The 17071-nt window shown below is 32.1% G+C and carries 17 protein-coding genes; 11 read left to right on the top strand and 6 right to left on the bottom strand.

The features are described 5' to 3' along the window. Nucleotides 1-72 precede the first annotated feature (72 nt). Entirely contained in the window at nt 73-768 is a 696-nt protein-coding gene (locus QZZ53_RS13540; protein ID WP_296385590.1) for a zinc metallopeptidase, read from the top strand. 150 nt (nt 769-918) lie between these two features. Here the strand turns inward: QZZ53_RS13540 and QZZ53_RS13535 are convergent, their stop codons facing one another. From QZZ53_RS13535 to QZZ53_RS13525, 3 genes are all read right to left on the bottom strand, one after another. Beyond that, nucleotides 919-1596 (bottom strand): response regulator transcription factor, encoded by a 678-nt coding sequence (locus tag QZZ53_RS13535; RefSeq protein WP_296385589.1) that lies wholly within the window; start codon nt 1594-1596, stop codon nt 919-921. Beyond that, nucleotides 1589-2392, bottom strand: coding sequence for a sensor histidine kinase (locus tag QZZ53_RS13530; RefSeq protein WP_296385587.1), 804 nt, complete (start codon nt 2390-2392; stop codon nt 1589-1591). The genes QZZ53_RS13535 and QZZ53_RS13530 overlap by 8 nt, the downstream gene beginning before the upstream one ends. 616 nt (nt 2393-3008) lie before the next feature. Continuing rightward, nucleotides 3009-3434: a hypothetical protein gene (locus QZZ53_RS13525; RefSeq protein WP_296385585.1), complete on the bottom strand. Its 426-nt coding sequence runs from the start codon at nt 3432-3434 to the stop codon at nt 3009-3011. 181 nt (nt 3435-3615) lie between these two features. Between QZZ53_RS13525 and QZZ53_RS13520 the strand changes: the two genes are divergently transcribed. The 7 genes from QZZ53_RS13520 to QZZ53_RS13490 all read left to right on the top strand — a co-directional run bounded on the left by QZZ53_RS13520 (nt 3616) and on the right by QZZ53_RS13490 (nt 12018). After that, on the top strand, nt 3616-4164 hold the full coding sequence (locus tag QZZ53_RS13520; RefSeq protein WP_296385582.1) for a tail fiber protein: 549 nt from the start codon (nt 3616-3618) through the stop codon (nt 4162-4164). Between the two features lie 53 nt (nt 4165-4217). Beyond that, entirely contained in the window at nt 4218-4766 is a 549-nt protein-coding gene (locus tag QZZ53_RS13515; RefSeq protein ID WP_296385579.1) for a tail fiber protein, read from the top strand. 158 nt (nt 4767-4924) lie between these two features. Further along, nucleotides 4925-5941, top strand: a complete 1017-nt coding sequence (locus QZZ53_RS13510) for a T9SS type A sorting domain-containing protein (protein WP_296385577.1) — start codon at nt 4925-4927, stop codon at nt 5939-5941. A gap of 193 nt (nt 5942-6134) precedes the next feature. Next, on the top strand, nt 6135-7139 hold the full coding sequence (locus tag QZZ53_RS13505; protein ID WP_296385575.1) for a T9SS type A sorting domain-containing protein: 1005 nt from the start codon (nt 6135-6137) through the stop codon (nt 7137-7139). A gap of 113 nt (nt 7140-7252) precedes the next feature. Next, complete coding sequence (locus tag QZZ53_RS13500; protein ID WP_296385573.1) at nt 7253-8866, top strand: LuxR C-terminal-related transcriptional regulator; 1614 nt, start codon at nt 7253-7255, stop codon at nt 8864-8866. 121 nt (nt 8867-8987) lie between these two features. Continuing rightward, nucleotides 8988-11588, top strand: coding sequence for a T9SS type A sorting domain-containing protein (locus QZZ53_RS13495; protein ID WP_296385571.1), 2601 nt, complete (start codon nt 8988-8990; stop codon nt 11586-11588). 31 nt (nt 11589-11619) lie between these two features. Continuing rightward, entirely contained in the window at nt 11620-12018 is a 399-nt protein-coding gene (locus QZZ53_RS13490; RefSeq protein ID WP_296385569.1) for a hypothetical protein, read from the top strand. On the opposite strand, the gene QZZ53_RS13485 is transcribed toward QZZ53_RS13490, so the two are convergent. Further along, on the bottom strand, nt 12008-12478 hold the full coding sequence (locus QZZ53_RS13485) for an Lrp/AsnC ligand binding domain-containing protein (RefSeq protein ID WP_296385567.1): 471 nt from the start codon (nt 12476-12478) through the stop codon (nt 12008-12010). The genes QZZ53_RS13490 and QZZ53_RS13485 overlap by 11 nt on opposite strands. Nucleotides 12479-12551: 73 nt before the next feature. Next, nucleotides 12552-13916 (bottom strand): saccharopine dehydrogenase C-terminal domain-containing protein, encoded by a 1365-nt coding sequence (locus QZZ53_RS13480; RefSeq protein ID WP_296385565.1) that lies wholly within the window; start codon nt 13914-13916, stop codon nt 12552-12554. Between the two features lie 70 nt (nt 13917-13986). Here QZZ53_RS13480 and QZZ53_RS13475 point away from each other — a divergent pair, with 70 nt between their 5' ends. The 3 genes from QZZ53_RS13475 (at nt 13987) to QZZ53_RS13465 (ending at nt 16698) form a co-directional block, all read left to right on the top strand. Continuing rightward, nucleotides 13987-14376 (top strand): DUF423 domain-containing protein, encoded by a 390-nt coding sequence (locus tag QZZ53_RS13475; protein WP_296385563.1) that lies wholly within the window; start codon nt 13987-13989, stop codon nt 14374-14376. Between the two features lie 65 nt (nt 14377-14441). Next, nucleotides 14442-16058 carry a phosphoenolpyruvate carboxykinase (ATP) gene (gene pckA / locus QZZ53_RS13470; protein WP_296385560.1) on the top strand — a complete coding sequence of 539 codons (1617 nt, stop codon included), beginning with the start codon at nt 14442-14444 and terminating at the stop codon, nt 16056-16058. A 154-nt stretch (nt 16059-16212) separates the two neighbouring features. Then, nucleotides 16213-16698, top strand: coding sequence for a hypothetical protein (locus tag QZZ53_RS13465; RefSeq protein WP_296385558.1), 486 nt, complete (start codon nt 16213-16215; stop codon nt 16696-16698). 61 nt (nt 16699-16759) lie between these two features. Here QZZ53_RS13465 and QZZ53_RS13460 read toward each other — a convergent pair. Beyond that, a partial coding sequence (locus tag QZZ53_RS13460; protein WP_296385556.1) for a uroporphyrinogen-III synthase occupies nt 16760-17071 on the bottom strand: 312 nt, incomplete at its 5' end.

The following is a 17071-nucleotide window of genomic DNA, read 5'->3' as shown; positions in this document are numbered from 1 at the left end:
ATACAATACAATACAATACAATACAATACAATACAATACAATACAATACAATACAATACAAAAATTAAAATTATGATTGGATATTATATATTAATAGGAGCAATAGCTTTAGTAAGTTGGTTAGTAAGTAACCAATTGAAGCGTAAATTCGCTAAATATTCTAAAGTACAATTGCGTAATGGATTAACAGGTAGAGAGATTGCTGAGAAGATGTTAGCAGATAATGGCATTTATGATGTTGAGGTGATTTCTACTCCTGGTCAATTAACAGATCATTACAATCCTAAAAATAAAACGGTAAACTTAAGTGAGGTAGTTTACAATCAGGCTAATGCTGCATCAGCGGCTGTTGCTGCTCACGAATGTGGACACGCTGTACAACACGCACAAGCTTATAGTGCATTAGGGATGCGTTCTGCTTTAGTGCCAATTGTAAGCGTAACTTCTGGTATGTCAACTTGGGTTGTTTTTGGTGGACTTATTTTAGGTGCAGCAGCAGGTGTAGGCTTTGGATATTGGGTTGCTGTAGCTGGTTTAATAATGATGGGCTTTGCAACACTATTTAGCTTTATCACATTACCAGTAGAATATGATGCAAGTAATAGGGCTTTAGCTTGGCTAAAGAATAAAAACATGGTATCTCAAGAAGAATATAAAGGTTCTGAAGACGCACTTAAATGGGCAGCAAGAACGTATTTAGTTGCTGCCATTGGTTCACTTGCTTCATTATTATATTGGGGATTACAAGTCCTTGGTGGAGGTGACTAAGACACTCAAAACACATAAAACTAAAAGCTCTGAGAAATCAGGGCTTTTTTATTTAAAATCATAAACTTGTCATGCTGAACTTGTTTCAGTATCTCAAACAAAATTAGATGCCGCATCAAGTGCGGAATGACAAAATCAATCTTAATTTATTTAAAACTGCTCTTCAAGATTTACTAGTTTATTCTGAATAGCATAAACCACCAAACCAGCTACATTTTTAGATTCGGTTTTTAGTAGCAAATTGTTACGATGACCATCTACAGTTCTTGGACTAATAAATAATTTTTCGCCAATTTCGTTAGTAGTAAACTGTTTGCAAATAAGTCCTAAAACTTCTTTTTCGCGTTTTGTAAAATAACTTGTGTCAAAGCTCGATTTTTTAATTTTATCATCGTTATTTAGTAAACCTTCGTGTATAAATTTCATCACTTGAGGATCATAATAAAATCCTTTTTCTGAGACTTCGTTAATGGTTGTTAGCATTAATTTTGGTGTACTGTTTTTGGCTAAATAAGCGACTGCACCTATAGAAATCATATTAATTATAAAGGGCTTGCTAAAGTAACTCGTCAATGCAATGATTTTAATATCTGGAAATTCTTTTCGAATTAGTTTTGTTGTTTCTACACCATTTAAACCTGGCATTTTTAAATCTGTAATAACTATTTCTGGTAGCACCTCTGCAGTTCTTAATCCGTCCATAAGATGATTACCATCTTGAGCATCAAAAAGGACATTTAAGTTTTTTTCTTTAGTTAAAATAGAAATTAAACCTTGTCTAAAAAGTAACTCATCATCTGCAATTGCAATTGTAATTTTATTATCCATAAGGCTGACAATTTATAGTGAAAATACTTCCTGTTTTTTTTGAACTTTCGACAAAAAGTTGACCATTTAGAATAGCTACTCTACTTTTAATATTCTGTAACCCAATACCAGATTTCTTTTTGTTTTTATGAATATTGAATCCGACACCATTATCTTTAAAAGTAAGTATTAGACTATCATTTTCTTTTTTGAGTTCCATTTGTAGTACGTCTGCTTTACCATGCCTCAATGCATTATTAATAAGTTCTTGAGCTATTCTAAATAGATGAAGTTCATTACTTTTTTCTAAATGATCTAGTGAATCAATATTATGATTTATTTTAATAGATGTATTAGATGTAAACTCATCAAACAATTCTTCTAGAGCAACTTTTAATCCAAATTTATCTAGAATTGGAGGCATCAACTCATGTGCTATTTTGCGAGCACTTTCTAAGGTACGCGTTGTAATATCTAAAATGTGATTGAGTGCCTCTTTTTGCTCACTATTAATAGATACATCATCTAATAATACATTGGTTGTTAAACTCACTACATTTAATTTTGAGCTAATCGCATCGTGCAAATCTTGTGCAATTCGACTCCGTTCTTTCTCCTGAACCTTAATAGTAGTTTGTAATATTTTCTTTTGATGGTCTAGTTTAATATTAACCTTTTCAACTTCTTTTTCTATTATTTTTTTCCTTGAGTAATAGAAAAATAGAATCAGGCCTAAAGTAACAAGGACTAAAAAAATGATACTATAAACAAGTGCTCCTATTATTTGCTCTTGACTGGCCGAAAACTGATTTTCCATTGTATCAAAATTAAAGTTAAATAAACGACATAAAGAACCTTATTTATTAGATATATATTTCTAACAGCACTATTCATATCTGCAATGGCTAAAAAATTGCCTAATATAAATATAAGCGTACTTGATGTAATATATATTAGGATGCCTGCATTTATTATTAAATAATTACTAGTTTTATTTAAAGAATTATACAAATGAATAATGGCATAAACAACTATAGGTAGAGAAGTTATAAATATTTCAAATATGTTAAAATGAAAAAATAGTTGAGGGTTTATCATATACTGAAAAGACAATACTATAAAAATCAAGAGTATGACAGCTACTACATACCTTTTCTGCTTTTTATTAAATAACGAATGATAAAACAATGATAGAAGTAAGAATTGACTAATAAAATAAACATGTGATAGATATAGATTATTTATCTTATATAAAGCAAGAAGCCATGCTGAAAATGAAATTAAAAATGAAATAAGTAAATACCAACTAAAATACTGATAAGCTATAGGTTTTTTATAAAATCTATAGCTTATCATGTATAGAAGCATATTAATAAAGATTAATAATATTCCTAAATACTCAAAAATATCGTCTACAATCTTCATTTAGAAATTTAAGGAACCTTATGGAATAGAGAACTATTTGGGTCGCATTCAGCAGGACATGGCGTTGTAAAGTCGTATACACCACTTCCTATTAATGGATCACCAACTAGATTCTCACAAGAAGTTGTAGTTTTTTTTCTATTGGCAACAATGTCTTCCCAAACCACACCTTTTTTTATGGTACCAACCATAAGCAGTTTTTCTTCTCCCTTATCTAAAGCAACATAAGCTCTAATTTTAGAAGTCGTTGGATTCGCACTTATAACACCGTTTGCATCGGTAGTTACTTTTAATCCCATTTCTTGAAAGCAAACTAATAAATCATCTACAGGAATTAAGAATGCTTTTGCATGCTTTGGATATTTTGTTTGCCAATCTAGTGTCCACGTTTCTGCATCTTTGATGCCAATTGGAATAGGTATTGGTACTCCCATAATTTTTAAAATTTAATTGGTTAATAATGTTTAAAGCTACTCAAATAGAATTAAAAAAAAGGATTAATATGTGAAAACGGGTATTTCTACGTGATTTCAACATAAAGTGATTTTGCGGTTAAATTTATTAAGATTAAAAGTGACATTTGTAATCTATTAACCAATTAAAAATTAAATTATTATGGAACAACTCATGGGACAGATTATGCTATTTGGTGGCAATTTTCCGCCGAGAGGTTGGGCATTGTGCGATGGGCAATTATTACCAATTGCAAGTAACTCAGCATTATTCTCAATTTTAGGAACCACCTATGGAGGTGATGGTAGAACAACATTTGGATTACCAGATTTAAGAGGACGTGCAGCAGTTCATGCTGGGCGCGGTCCTGGACTTTCTCCTATAGTTAGAGGACAAAAATTAGGTGCAGAAAACGTAACTTTAACAGTACCAAATATACCGTCTCACAGTCATGCAGGTGCTGGTCTTACGGTATCATTAGGATGTAATGAAGATGATGGAAACTCAGATGAGCCTTCTGGAAAAAACTTTGGTATTGCTCAGTCTGGTACGCCTTATAATTCGCAACCTAACGACGCATCATTTGGCGGAGGAACAGTAGCAGGTAATACGGCACCAACAGGATCAAACCAAGCCTTTAATGTTAGAAACCCATTTACAGGTGTAAATTATATTATTGCTTTAACAGGAATTTATCCATCGAGAAGCTAAGGTTTACTTCTTTTTAATGCAATTATTAATCAATTTTTTAAAATCAAATTATTATGGAACAATATATAGCACAAATTATGATGTTTGGTGGCAATTTTGCACCAAGAGGTTGGGCGCTTTGTGACGGACAATTATTAGCAATTTCACAGTACCAAGCATTATTCTCATTAATAGGAACTACCTATGGTGGTGATGGTAGAACAACATTTGCATTGCCCGATTTACGAGGACGCGTTCCTGTTCATCCTGGAAGTGGTCCAGGGCTTTCTAGGGTAACTTGGGGAGAAAAATCGGGAGTAGAAAACGTAGTTTTAACCACACCTAATTTGCCATCTCACAGTCATGCAGGTACTGGTCTTACGGTATCATTAGGATGTAATGAAGATGATGGAAACTCAGACGAGCCTTCTGGAAAAAACTTTGGTATTGCACAGTCTGGTACGCCTTATAATTCGCAACCTAACGACGCATCATTTGGCGGAGGAACAGTAGCAGGTAATACGTCACCAACAGGATCAAACCAAGCCTTTAATGTTAGAAATCCATTTACAGGTGTAAATTATATCATTGCATTAGATGGTATTTTTCCTCCTAGAAGTTAATACAATACATTTTTAATGTATCAATTTAAACTTAAGACTTTTGCTCTAACACGTTATTTATCATTTATTCTTACGCTAGGTAGCAAAAGTCTTGAGTTATAATGCCATGTATCTGATATTTAGTGCATTTAATTTAATCAAAAACAACCCGAACTATTATGAAAATAAAACTACTTTTTTTTACATTTTTACCATTAATTGCATTTGCTCAAATAGGTACTAATTTTAACGAACCTTTTGGTGGTTCGGGAAATTTTATAGACGCTAATACAACAGCGCATCAACTGGTAAATCCGCCAAATCCTGGTCCTACAGTAGATTATACTTACTCAGGGTCAGAACTTGGTTTTACAATATTATGGACTCCAACCAGAACAGGAGCTTCTGCCAGTAGTGCTTTATCAGATGGTGATAGTATTGGTGTTTACAGTGCCGCTGGAGTTGACAGTCAAACTAATTTCTTAAATGATACTCCTTATACTAACGGACAGGCTATGGTCTTGGATGATCCAGATGGTTCATTAACAGTCACATTTGATGGTGTAAACTTATCAGATACCTCTAATCCTCGTTTACAAATGGATTTATGGGCGAGACCTACAAGTTGGGAAATCTCAGATGGTGCAAACGATCGTATTTATATTGTATTAGACATAGATAATGGTGCATCTACAGCTGTTATTATAGATACAGATGGTGGAGGCTCAGGTGGAGGTACAGGCGGAGATGTTGATTCATATTTATATAATGGATCTTCAATAGAAGGTGTTGTTACCAATATAGATTTTGATTTAAGTCCATATATAGGAAGTTTAGTGAAGTTAATCATCGAATTTGATAGTAATGCAGCAACTGAAGAAATAATTTTAGACAATATTTCATTTACCGAAGGTGCAATAGATAATACGCTTTCTGTTTCTTCAGTAAGCTTAGATACTACTATTAGTATTCTTCCTAATCCATCTAATGGTAATATTACGATTAAAAATGCAGGAGTAGCTATAGATAAAGTTATAGTTACAGATACTAATGGTCGTACAATTTCATCATATGATTTAAATGGAATAACGGTTGATAAAGAACTTGATTTTAGTTCTTTAGTATCATCTGGTATATACTTTGTAAGTATTTATTCTGGAGATAGAACTATGGTGAAGAAACTAATTATTAATTAATAAACTGATTAGGTATAGTTTAAAAAAGCTCTAAGAAATAAATAGAGTTTTTATATGCTTTTGAAACTAAACATTTAAAATAACAAGTTGTTTGTCGTTTATTTTTACGATAGATAGAAAAAATCTTGAGTAATGACGCTATTTGTTTGATGTTCAGTACATTTACTTTAATCAACTAAAACACCATGCTATTATGAAAACAAAATTACTTTTATTTATTTTTATTATGAGTTTTATGCTAAGCATACAACAAACTCAAGCGCAAACCTTGTCACCAGGAGATATTTCTATTTTTTGGTATCAAGCAGATACACCAGATAAGTTTGCATTTACGACATTCGTAGAATTAAATGCAGGCACCGAAATTATATTTACAGATTGCGGTGCTGTGCCTGGAGGTACTTTTGACCCTCTTGGTTGTGGCGAAGGTGCAACTGTATATACAGTGCCAGTTGGTGGTATTCAAATTGGAGAAGTTGTTCTTTTTGATGATGCAAGTCCAGCACCAGAATTTTCTGATTACGGAGGGGATGCTATAATTAATGGCTCTTCTGGTCTTGGGGTGTCAACAGGAGGAGATTCAATCACTGTAATACAAGGAACTGGAGTAAGTCCTTCTTTTATCTTTATGATAAATGGAGCTTCTACTGGGTTTACTGGAGATGATACTAGCAGTACAACAGAAACTAACTTATTTACAGGACTAACTGATGTTGGATTGCCAAGAACCGCTGTAGGAGTTGGTGCTGGTCCAGGAGCTTCACAAGAATTTGATAATGCTATTTATAATGGTACTTATACTTTTGCTACTATTAATGACGCTAAAATTGCTTTAACAGATCCTGCAAATTACATTGGTGTTAATACAATTACTACTGCGCCATATCCAACTTTGGTGGCTGCAATACCAACTAAATTAACAATTACATCGCTTTCTACTGATGAGTTTGAATTGGGTAATTCAATTGTTGTTACACCTAATCCTTCTAATGGTAATATTACTATTAAAAATTCTGGTGTAGCTATAGATAAAGTTGTTGTAACAGATGTTAATGGTCGTACAATTTCATCTTACGATTTACAAGGCACAACAGTTGGTAAAGAACTTAATTTAAGCTCTTATGTATTATCTGGTATGTATTTTATGAGTATTTCTTCAGGAGACAGAACAACTGTGAAGAAACTAATCATTAAATAATTTAGAATAAAATTTTTATTTAAAAAAAGCCCTAGAATTTCTAGGGCTTTTTTTGTTTTATCTGCTTTAATTTAAATCATTTCAATTAGCTTTGAGTTCTATTTTTTATATAAATGACAGTTCTTAATAGTTTTAAAAGCATATTATTTAAGCAAAGGAAATCATTTCTGTATGTATTGTTTCTTTTTGGTGCATATACTGGTTTTGTACAAGCACAAAATCAAAATTTGAGATTTCTAGACTCAGCATATAATTATTCAACTTTTGATTATAAGGCTGCGAACGCTTATTTGGATTCTATACCTAAACCAATAGAAAAGAGTTTAAAAGATAATTTAGCGAAGTTTTATATGACTCAAGGGTTTATTTATGATATATCTAATAAGCCATCAAAACAATATCAAAGCTTTATTCAGGCTCTTAAATATGCCGAAATAGAAAAAAATTACGATATAGCTGGCGATGCTTCTATAGAACTTTTTGCGAACCTTTATTCAATAAAAAAGGATTCAGCCTCATATAGTTATTTAGATAAGGCTAATTACTATTTTGAATTAGCAAAAAATGAATCCGGACTTCTAGATGTTATACAAATGCCTGCCTATGTAAAATTAATTAATAAAGAACATAAAGAGAGTAATGCTTTATTACTAAAACATTTAGATAAATATAAAGCGGTTGATGATACTTCATATTATTACTTATTTGCGTTGAATATGCTGATAGTAAATTATATAAGCATAGGAGATATAAATAACGCCTTAAGATATACTAAAGAATTTAACCTTTTAAAAGATGCATATGATATTATTGAGGATAATTATTCTTTTTATCTGTGTAGCATTAATATGGCATTTGCTGATTATTATTATTATGATAATGAAATTTTAGATTCTTCATTACATTATTTAAACAAAGCAGAAAAAACAAGAAGTGCTATGAGTTATATATATGTAAAAGATTATTATAAATTAAGATCTATAGTACATCAAAGTTTGAATGAAATCAGTATAAGCCATATGTACTTAGATTCATTGTCTTCTTTTAATGAAGAAATGGTAGAAAAGGCTTTAGATGTTAGTATACAGACTGGAAATACAATAGCTCAAACAAGATTAGATTTAATTAATACAAATAAAAAAAGCAAAACGAACAAAATCTTATTTTTAGTTTTCTCAGGCTTATTTTCTGGCTTACTCATTTTTTACTTTTATAATAGAAAAAGACTTAAAGCTAAGGTTGATAAATTAAAGAATGTTTTGCCTGAAGTAACTTTTTTAAGAAAAAATCAAGAACAACTAAATGCGAAACTTAATAGTGTTTCTCATTATTTGGAGGATTTTAAAAAAGAGGTTAAAGAGATATCTGGAATAAAAAATGTACCTGAACAGAAAGACAGAATTAAAGATTTATATAATAATGTACTTATTAAATCATCTGACCTTTATAAAAATGGAGATACGCACTTAGGAATCATTAATGGTCTTAACTCCAAGTTTTTTGCACAATTAAAAAACAGTTATCCAACTTTAAATCAATCCGAATTAATTGTCTGTTATTATTTGGCAATGGGATTTAAAAATAAAGAAATAGCGCATTTTTTAAACTTATCAGTTAGAGGAGTTGAGAGTAAACGTTACAGAGTTTCTAAAAAAATGAATTTGGTTAATTCTGGTGAAACCTTAACGCAGATAGTTGATAAGGTTTTGAAAAATAGTTCAGAGTAGCCTTTAAACCCTTAATACTTGTTTTTTAACTGTTGCAGTAGTCATGCAGTAGTTTAATTTTAGTTATTCTTCAGCCTATATTTCAAATTTGTGTTTGAACTAATCATAAATCAAATCAAACATGACATTGAAAACTACTTTTAAAACATTTCAATTAATTATAGCTACATTAATTGTAGGTGTTTCAACGCAAGCCCAAACAATAGACTACAAATCCTTGAGTAGTGAAACAAACTCAAATTTTCACCAAATAGTTGAACAAACAAGACAAGAGTTTAATGCCTTACATGCATTAGGTAATTTAACAAGAGCAGAGCGAAAAGCTGAAAAGCAATTTGAAAGATGGGTATATGCTTGGAAAGACAGAATAAATACTAATGGTTCTTTTCCAGATGCAGAAAATCTAGAAAAATATAAAGAGGAGGCACTTAGATTACAATCCCAAAACCAATTTCAACAGAGAATGTCAACGACATGGACTCAAGTTGGACCTGTAGCGAATCCAACAATTAATGGCTATGCTGCTTTTCCAGGAAAAGGAAGAGTGAATGTTGTGGCAGAAGACCCAACAAATACACAAATATTGTATGCTGGATCAGCTGCAGGTGGTATTTGGAAAACAATTGATGGTGGTTCAACATGGGCACCAAAGTCAGACAATCTTGCAGGTATTGGTGTTACAGATATCCTTGTAGATCCAAGTAATACTAGCATTATTTATATGGCAACGGGAGATGAGGATGCTGAACATATATCATCGATTGGACTGTTTAAATCTACAGATGGAGGTGACACCTGGTTGCCAACTGGGTTAACCTTTGCGCTAAGCGATAATGAATATATAAGAGACATAGCATTTGCACCAGGTAGTAGTACTAAACTATTTGCACTTACAAATGACGAAGTTAAAATTAGTACTGATAGTGGAACAACCTGGACAAATGCAACCATAAGTACAGGTTTTATTGAAAAATTTCAAACTATAGTGTTCGACCCAAATGATGCGACCAAAGTAATTGTTTCTGATTATTGGAATGGTTTATATTCATCAACAGACTCAGGGAGTAGTTTCACAATTCACTCTACTTTTGGTGGAGGAGGTAGTAAGGATGTTCTAAAATTAGTAACAACTCCAAACGATAATGATTTTTTCTATGCGATAAGCCAAAATGGTGAATTCAGAAAATATAGATTTGCAATAAATGATACGGCTGCAGACTTAATAAGTACAACTATAATTGCTGGATATAATTCTCAAGGAGGATATAATATTTGCGCTGCTATTTCTCCGACTAATAAAAATAATATTGTTGTCGGTGGTGTGAGAGGTTATAAATCTATTGATGGAGGAGCCACCTTTGCAGTACTTCTTAATCCATATAATAATCCACCAGGTGTAGGGTTTTATGTGCATCCAGATCATCATCATATGTCTTTTTTACCTGATGGTGATACTGTATTTAATGGACACGATGGAGGTGTACATAGAGGATCTTTTACTGGTAGTCCGACTTGGACAGATTTATCTCCAGGATTAGTAATTACGCAACCTTATAATATTGCAATTACACAATCAGCAAGTGGTGATGATTTTATGATGGCAAACCAAGATAATGATGGGTTCTCTAAAGTACTTAAAGATGGTACAAGGCAATGGGTTTCTGCAGTAGCTGGAGACGGAACAGCTGCAGGGATAGATTATAATACACCAGACACAAGATATTTAGGAGGAACAAAAGGTGCTTTATATAGAACGGACGACGGTTATGCGTCTAGTTATGATTCTTCTACAACAATTTTATCTAATGATACTAATGCAGCCTTTGTGTCGCCTATGGCAGTTCATCCAACTTCACCAACAACCATATATGCTGCACATAATGATGTAAAAAGGTCAACTGATAGAGGTGATAATTTTACGGCTTTAAACTCAGGATTAACAACTGTAGATTTTATTGATGTTACAACTAATGGTTCTTCTACAAGAATTTATGCTATTAGTGAAGATGGAACTGCAAAGCGAAGCGATGATGATGGATCTAATTGGATAACAATTTCGCCACCAGTTGGACTAACGTTTAATAGTTTTTCAGCAATGCCAAATACAACTACTGTTTTTGCAACTACTAAAGGATATCAGACAGGAAAAAAAGTATTTAAGTCTGTAAATAATGGTGCAACTTGGACAAATATAAGTGATGGGTTACCAAATATTATCATGAAAAAAGTTGCTGCAAAAGTAGATGCTACTGATGAAACATTGTTTCTAGGAACAGAACTAGGTGTTTATTGGAAAAATAATACCATGACTAACTGGGAAAAGTTAGAATCTGGGTTACCTAATGTAATTATATCTGATTTAAAAATAAATTACACAGATCAACTTTTATATATAGGTACATTTGGTAGAGGTATGTGGAGTAGAAGTATTAATAGCGGCACTTTAGGAGTAGATGACAGTAAATTTGAGACTGCTCTTAATTTGTTGTTATTCCCTAATCCAGTAGCTTCAAATGGAGATATAAACTTAAAAATTTCTTCAACATATTTAAATGAAGATTTACAATACGCCGTGTTTAATTTTGTAGGTGGTCTTGTAAAAGAAGGCAATATTGATAGTGAATTAACAACAATAAACACTAAATCTTTGGCTAGCGGAGTCTATTTAATTAGAGTGAATAGAGGTACTCAATCCATAGTTAGAAAATTAATGATTAAGTAATTTATTGTTTAAGACATCTATATATATCATAATGCTTTTAACTTTCTTTGGTTGTAAATCAATAGGAATAAAGAATGTAATTAAGCAAGAAAAAGTTTCGGGAGTACCATTTGGTACTTCCGAAACTTTTATTTATATAAATTTAAAGGTGTATGATTTAGTTAATATTAATACTATTTATATTGGAGAGAAGTCTAACAGAATTGAAAATTATTCACTGTACGATTTATCTAATGGAATGATTCTAAATCCAAAAGAAATACTAAAAAAGGGAAAGTACTATATCCAAATAGCATCATCTAATAATAACTTGTTTAATAATTCTGATGAAATTTATCTAACATATTATAGTTATGGAAAACTAAAAGTCATAAAGAGTTTCATTAAAATAAGTGATGACTTACTTATGAAATCACATATTAAATCTTAATCTGTCTATTAATCTGTTGCTGTAAAGAAATAAAGGTTTCAGTCCTAGAAACTCCTTTTATACTCTGAATTTCAGAATTAAGCACATGCATTAAGTGCTCATTGTCTTTAGATAAAATTTTAATAAAAATGCTCCAATTCCCTGTGGTATAATGACATTCGATTACCTCAGGAATTTTTTGTAATTGTTTTACAGCTTCTGGATTACTAATAGCTTTATCTAAATAAACACCAACAAAAGCCATGGTAGTATAACCCAAGACTTTTGGGTTGATAATAAATTTTGAACCAGCTAAAAGCCCTGATTTTTCAAGCTTTTTAAGACGTTGATGAATAGCTGCGCCAGAAATACCAACATTACGTGCAATTTCTAGAATAGGCGTTCTAGCATCTGCCATAAGTGCTCGAAGTATCTTTTTATCAATACCATCGATATAAATACCTTTATCGTTAACCTTCATGTGTAATTTGCTTTAAATTCGAAAGTTAAAAATAAGAAAACGATTTCAATTTGAAATTTTTAATTCAAATAGTTTAAATATTTAAAGGATTATAGCCTAAATAAGAAACCTCTTTCTCATTAAACACAACTCCATGTGTTTCAAGTTCTTCAAGAATAGGTGTGTAAACCTCTTTTGTAATTGGAATTTGAACACCAGGTGTTTTTATTTTTCCATTAAGAATTGCCATAGTTGCAATAGCAACTGGTAAACCTACAGTTTTAGCCATAGCTGTATATGTTTGGTCTTCACCAAGAGTTACCATTGTAGCATCAATCTGATGCTTTTTGCCATTAAGTTCATAGCCAAACTTATGATACATTACAATCATGTCCTTGTCTTCTTCACTTAAAGTCCAATTATCCATAAGTATTTTTTGAAGAATTTGGGCTGGTGTGGCTTTGTCTAATTCGACCATTTTTTTAGCATTGAAAATATCTAACTCTAAAAACTTTTCCCAAACAATATCATCCTGATCTATTTTTAAAGCATGTCTAAATTTTAGTTCAACAGAATCTGTTGGACTATATGGTAAAAATGCATTTACAAAATCACGATAACTCATATTTGTACTGTCATCAATGGTGTAACTGTCATCAGTCATTCCTAATTGCACAAAGACATGCCAAGCTCTACTAAAACCAACACGTCGCATGGTTCCGCGATAGAGTGTTTTTGCATGGTCTAAACCATAAACATGTTGATATTTTAGAGAATCTCTGTTTGCATAAGCTTCAAAACGTCCATAACCTTCTACATCTAAAAATTCAGTACGTCTAAATAATCGGTCATAAGGAATGTATTTAAATTGGCTTTCTTGCAAAAACTTAGCGGCTCCACCTTGTCCTGCAACAACTACATTTCTTGGATTCCATGTAAATTTATAATTCCAAAGATTATTATCACTTTCTGGTGCTACTAAACCACCAGTAAAAGATTCGAACAAAATCATTTTGCCTCCTTTATCTCTGATATTATCAATCACTTGCATCGCGCTCATATGATCAATGCCTGGATCTACACCAATTTCATTCATAAAAATGAGACTATTGGCTTTTGCATCATCATCTAATGCCTGCATTTCTTTACTGACATAAGACGCTGTAACCATGTGTTTTTTATAGGTTATACAGTCTTTCGCCACTTCGATATGAAAACGTGCTGGTAACATAGAAATGACAACATCTGCATTTTTAATAGCAGAAATACGTGACTCAGAATTAAATACATCGAGATGAATAACCTGTGTATTTGTATGATTTCCAATGAGTTTTTTAGCATTATCTACATTAAGATCACCAATAGTAATATGAAGGTTTTCTGATTGAGATTTATCTAGTAAATATTTTATAAGGTATGATGACGATTTTCCGGCGCCAATGATTAAAATCTTTCGCATTATAACTAATTTTGTAAAGCACGAAAGTAATAAATACAGAAGCCATTAAAAACCAAAAATGAACTTTAATATGAACAAAAAATTATTAATTACCGGAACCGTTTTAGGGATTTTAGGAATCATTTTAGGTGCTTTCGCTGCACATGGTTTAGGGAAGTTGGTTGATGCTGATGCTGTTAAGTCATTTGAGACTGGTGTACGCTATCAAATGTATCATGCATTGTTATTTTTAATTCTTGGTAGTACTTCTTTTATAAGTTTAAAATCAAAAAAAATTGTATTTTATTTAGTGCTGATTGGTCTAGTTTTCTTCTCAGGCTCTATTTATGGGTTAGCGACAAATACACTTACAAGCTTTAATTTTAAGAGTATTGCCCTGATTACACCAATTGGTGGATTATTATTAATAACGGCTTGGATGGTGATGTTAATCGGCATAATAAGAGGACAGGTCGATTAATGCTATTCCACAGTGCTGTTTTAAAATAAAGTTATAGTTTTGCATACTAAAACAACACTAAAATTATGGTAAACCATACATCATCAACGAAAACGATTTCGTTAGATCAATACGGCATTAAAAACGCTAAAGTCAACTATCAATTATCTTCAGACCAACTACATGCTGAAACAATTTCTAAAGGGCAAGGAGTAGAATCTTCTTCTGGTGCTATAGCAGTTAATACAGGTGAGTTTACTGGTCGTTCTCCTATGGACAGATTTATTGTTAAGGATACAATTACTGAAGATAAAATTTGGTGGGGAAATATCAACATTCCGTTTGAGAGTGATAAATTTCAAAAGCTTTATGACAAAGTCGTAGATTATTTATCTGAGAAAGAAGTCTATGTTAGAGATAGCTATGCTTGTGCTGATGAAGACTACAAGTTAAATATTAGGGTTATTAATGAATACCCTTGGAGTAACATGTTTGCTTATAATATGTTTTTACGTCCAACGGAAGAAGAATTAAAAGATTTTTCACCAGAATGGACTGTAGTAAACGCTCCAGGTTTTATGGCAGACCCAGAAGTTGATGGCACACGTCAGCATAACTTCGCAATTTTAGATTTTACACGTAAAATTGCTTTAATTGGTGGAACTGGTTATACAGGTGAAATTAAAAAAGGTATTTTTTCTGCATTGAATTTTATCCTTCCTGTATTTAAAAACACCTTGCCAATGCATTGTAGTGCCAATGTAGGTGAAGATGATGATACTGCTATTTTCTTTGGTTTATCCGGAACTGGTAAAACAACACTTTCTACAGATGCAAATCGTAGTTTAATTGGTGATGATGAACATGGTTGGACAAAAGAAAACACTGTTTTTAATTTTGAAGGTGGTTGCTACGCTAAAGTTATTAACCTCTCTCAAGAACAAGAGCCAGAAATTTACGATGCTATTAAAAAAGGAGCCATTCTTGAAAATGTAATTTTAGACGATAAAGGAGCTGTTGATTTTGCAGATACATCTATCACACAAAACACAAGAGTAAGTTATCCTATTTACCATATTGATAATATTAGAAAACCGTCAACAGGTCAAAACCCAAAAAACATATTTTTCTTAACGGCTGACGCATTTGGTGTTTTGCCTCCAATTTCAAAGTTGACTCCAAGTCAGGCTGCATATCACTTTATTTCTGGTTATACAGCTAAAGTAGCTGGTACTGAAGCAGGTGTCGTAGAGCCAGTGCCAAGTTTTTCAGCATGTTTCGGTGCACCTTTTATGCCTTTACATCCTACAGAATATGCGAGGATGTTAAGTGAAAAAATGTTAGAAGCTGGTGTAAATGTATGGTTAGTAAATACAGGTTGGACAGGTGGTCCTTACGGAGTAGGAACGCGTATGAAATTAAAATACACAAGAGCTATGATTAATGCAGCCTTAAATGGCGATTTAAGCGATTATACTTACGAAAATTATCATATCCATTCGGTATTTGGAGTGGCGCAACCAAGAACTTGTCCTGGTGTGCCAACAGAAGTATTGAGCCCAAGATCAACTTGGAATGATGATGATGCGTATTACAAAATGGCATTTATACTGTCTAATGCATTTAGAGAGAACTTTAAGAAGTTTGAGTCTTATGCGTCTGAAGAAGTTAGACGTGGAGGTCCTCAACGCTATGCGTTTTAAACTAGAAGATAATAAAGTGAAAAAGCGATTCAATTTAGAGTTGCTTTTTTTTTTGGAATCAACATAAACTATAACTACTTGATTTTAAATTATTTAAACAATTAGGTGTAATTTTAGCAAACATTTTCTATATTAGGTTTTTATTTCCTAACAAATGAAAAGATATACACACATCATATTACTCTTAGTAATGGGACAAATCTGTAGTGCGCAGATAAAAGTCGATTACAATATTTACTTGTTGCTTAATTCCGATTCGAAACAAATGAATGTTGTGGTAAAGAAAATAAGTGACACTGTCCAGATTAAAACATTCAGTTTTTCGAAAGCTATTTCTGCTGAGAATTTTAAGTATAATTTATCTATAGATAAAAATGGTAAAATCATCAAGGGTTTAAAAAAACCTGCTACTAATAAAAAAGATGGTAAGATAAGACTGCATCATTATTCTTATATACACAGTGCAGTGTCTATAAATGATCTATCAGATTATAATGTCATTAATTATGATGATTTTATGGATGCCGAGTTTAAAAGTTTCAGTAAAATTCTTCGAAAGGCTGATAAAATCTATATTATAGATATGAAAGAAAATAAAGAAGATTCTGGTGGATATAAAGCTTATGAGGTTACCTTTTAAAAAACAAAAACCCCAACTGAAATTTCAATTGGGGTTTTTTATATTCTGTTAGTTTTAAAAACTATTTTCCTTTATTAACGGAGTTTATATATTTCTTTAAAGCCATAGTCATTGATGGTGTTTCTGGTGTTGGTGCAGCAATATCTACACGCAATCCTTTTTCCTTAACAGCTTTTACGGTTGTATTTCCGAATACAGCAATCCGAGTTTCTTTTTGCTCAAAATTCGGAAAATTATAGAATAAAGATTCTATACCAGAAGGACTAAAGAATACCAAAATATCATAATAAACATCAGCTAAATCAGATAAATCACTAATTACAGTTTTATAGAATGTAGCTTGTTTCCATGTCACACCTAAATTGTCTAAGGC

The organism is Winogradskyella sp. (genome assembly GCF_016744625.1).
Lineage (GTDB): Bacteria > Bacteroidota > Bacteroidia > Flavobacteriales > Flavobacteriaceae > Winogradskyella.
Note: the sequence above shows the minus strand (reverse complement) of the source record. Positions and strands in the feature narration are given on the sequence as shown.

Bases quoted from the DNA above. Each gene is read 5' to 3' on its own strand.
- QZZ53_RS13485 (WP_296385567.1), bottom strand. From the start codon at position 12,478: ATGAAGGTTAACGATAAAGGTATTTATATCGATGGTATTGATAAAAAG.
- QZZ53_RS13525 (WP_296385585.1), bottom strand. From the start codon at position 3,434: ATGGGAGTACCAATACCTATTCCAATTGGCATCAAAGATGCAGAAACG.
- pckA (WP_296385560.1), top strand. From the start codon at position 14,442: ATGGTAAACCATACATCATCAACGAAAACGATTTCGTTAGATCAATAC.
- QZZ53_RS13530 (WP_296385587.1), bottom strand. From the start codon at position 2,392: ATGGAAAATCAGTTTTCGGCCAGTCAAGAGCAAATAATAGGAGCACTT.
- QZZ53_RS13540 (WP_296385590.1), top strand. From the start codon at position 73: ATGATTGGATATTATATATTAATAGGAGCAATAGCTTTAGTAAGTTGG.
- QZZ53_RS13535 (WP_296385589.1), bottom strand. From the start codon at position 1,596: ATGGATAATAAAATTACAATTGCAATTGCAGATGATGAGTTACTTTTT.
- QZZ53_RS13505 (WP_296385575.1), top strand. From the start codon at position 6,135: ATGAAAACAAAATTACTTTTATTTATTTTTATTATGAGTTTTATGCTA.
- QZZ53_RS13480 (WP_296385565.1), bottom strand. From the start codon at position 13,916: ATGCGAAAGATTTTAATCATTGGCGCCGGAAAATCGTCATCATACCTT.
- QZZ53_RS13465 (WP_296385558.1), top strand. From the start codon at position 16,213: ATGAAAAGATATACACACATCATATTACTCTTAGTAATGGGACAAATC.
- QZZ53_RS13495 (WP_296385571.1), top strand. From the start codon at position 8,988: ATGACATTGAAAACTACTTTTAAAACATTTCAATTAATTATAGCTACA.
- QZZ53_RS13475 (WP_296385563.1), top strand. From the start codon at position 13,987: ATGAACAAAAAATTATTAATTACCGGAACCGTTTTAGGGATTTTAGGA.
- QZZ53_RS13510 (WP_296385577.1), top strand. From the start codon at position 4,925: ATGAAAATAAAACTACTTTTTTTTACATTTTTACCATTAATTGCATTT.
- QZZ53_RS13500 (WP_296385573.1), top strand. From the start codon at position 7,253: ATGACAGTTCTTAATAGTTTTAAAAGCATATTATTTAAGCAAAGGAAA.
- QZZ53_RS13515 (WP_296385579.1), top strand. From the start codon at position 4,218: ATGGAACAATATATAGCACAAATTATGATGTTTGGTGGCAATTTTGCA.
- QZZ53_RS13520 (WP_296385582.1), top strand. From the start codon at position 3,616: ATGGAACAACTCATGGGACAGATTATGCTATTTGGTGGCAATTTTCCG.
- QZZ53_RS13490 (WP_296385569.1), top strand. From the start codon at position 11,620: ATGCTTTTAACTTTCTTTGGTTGTAAATCAATAGGAATAAAGAATGTA.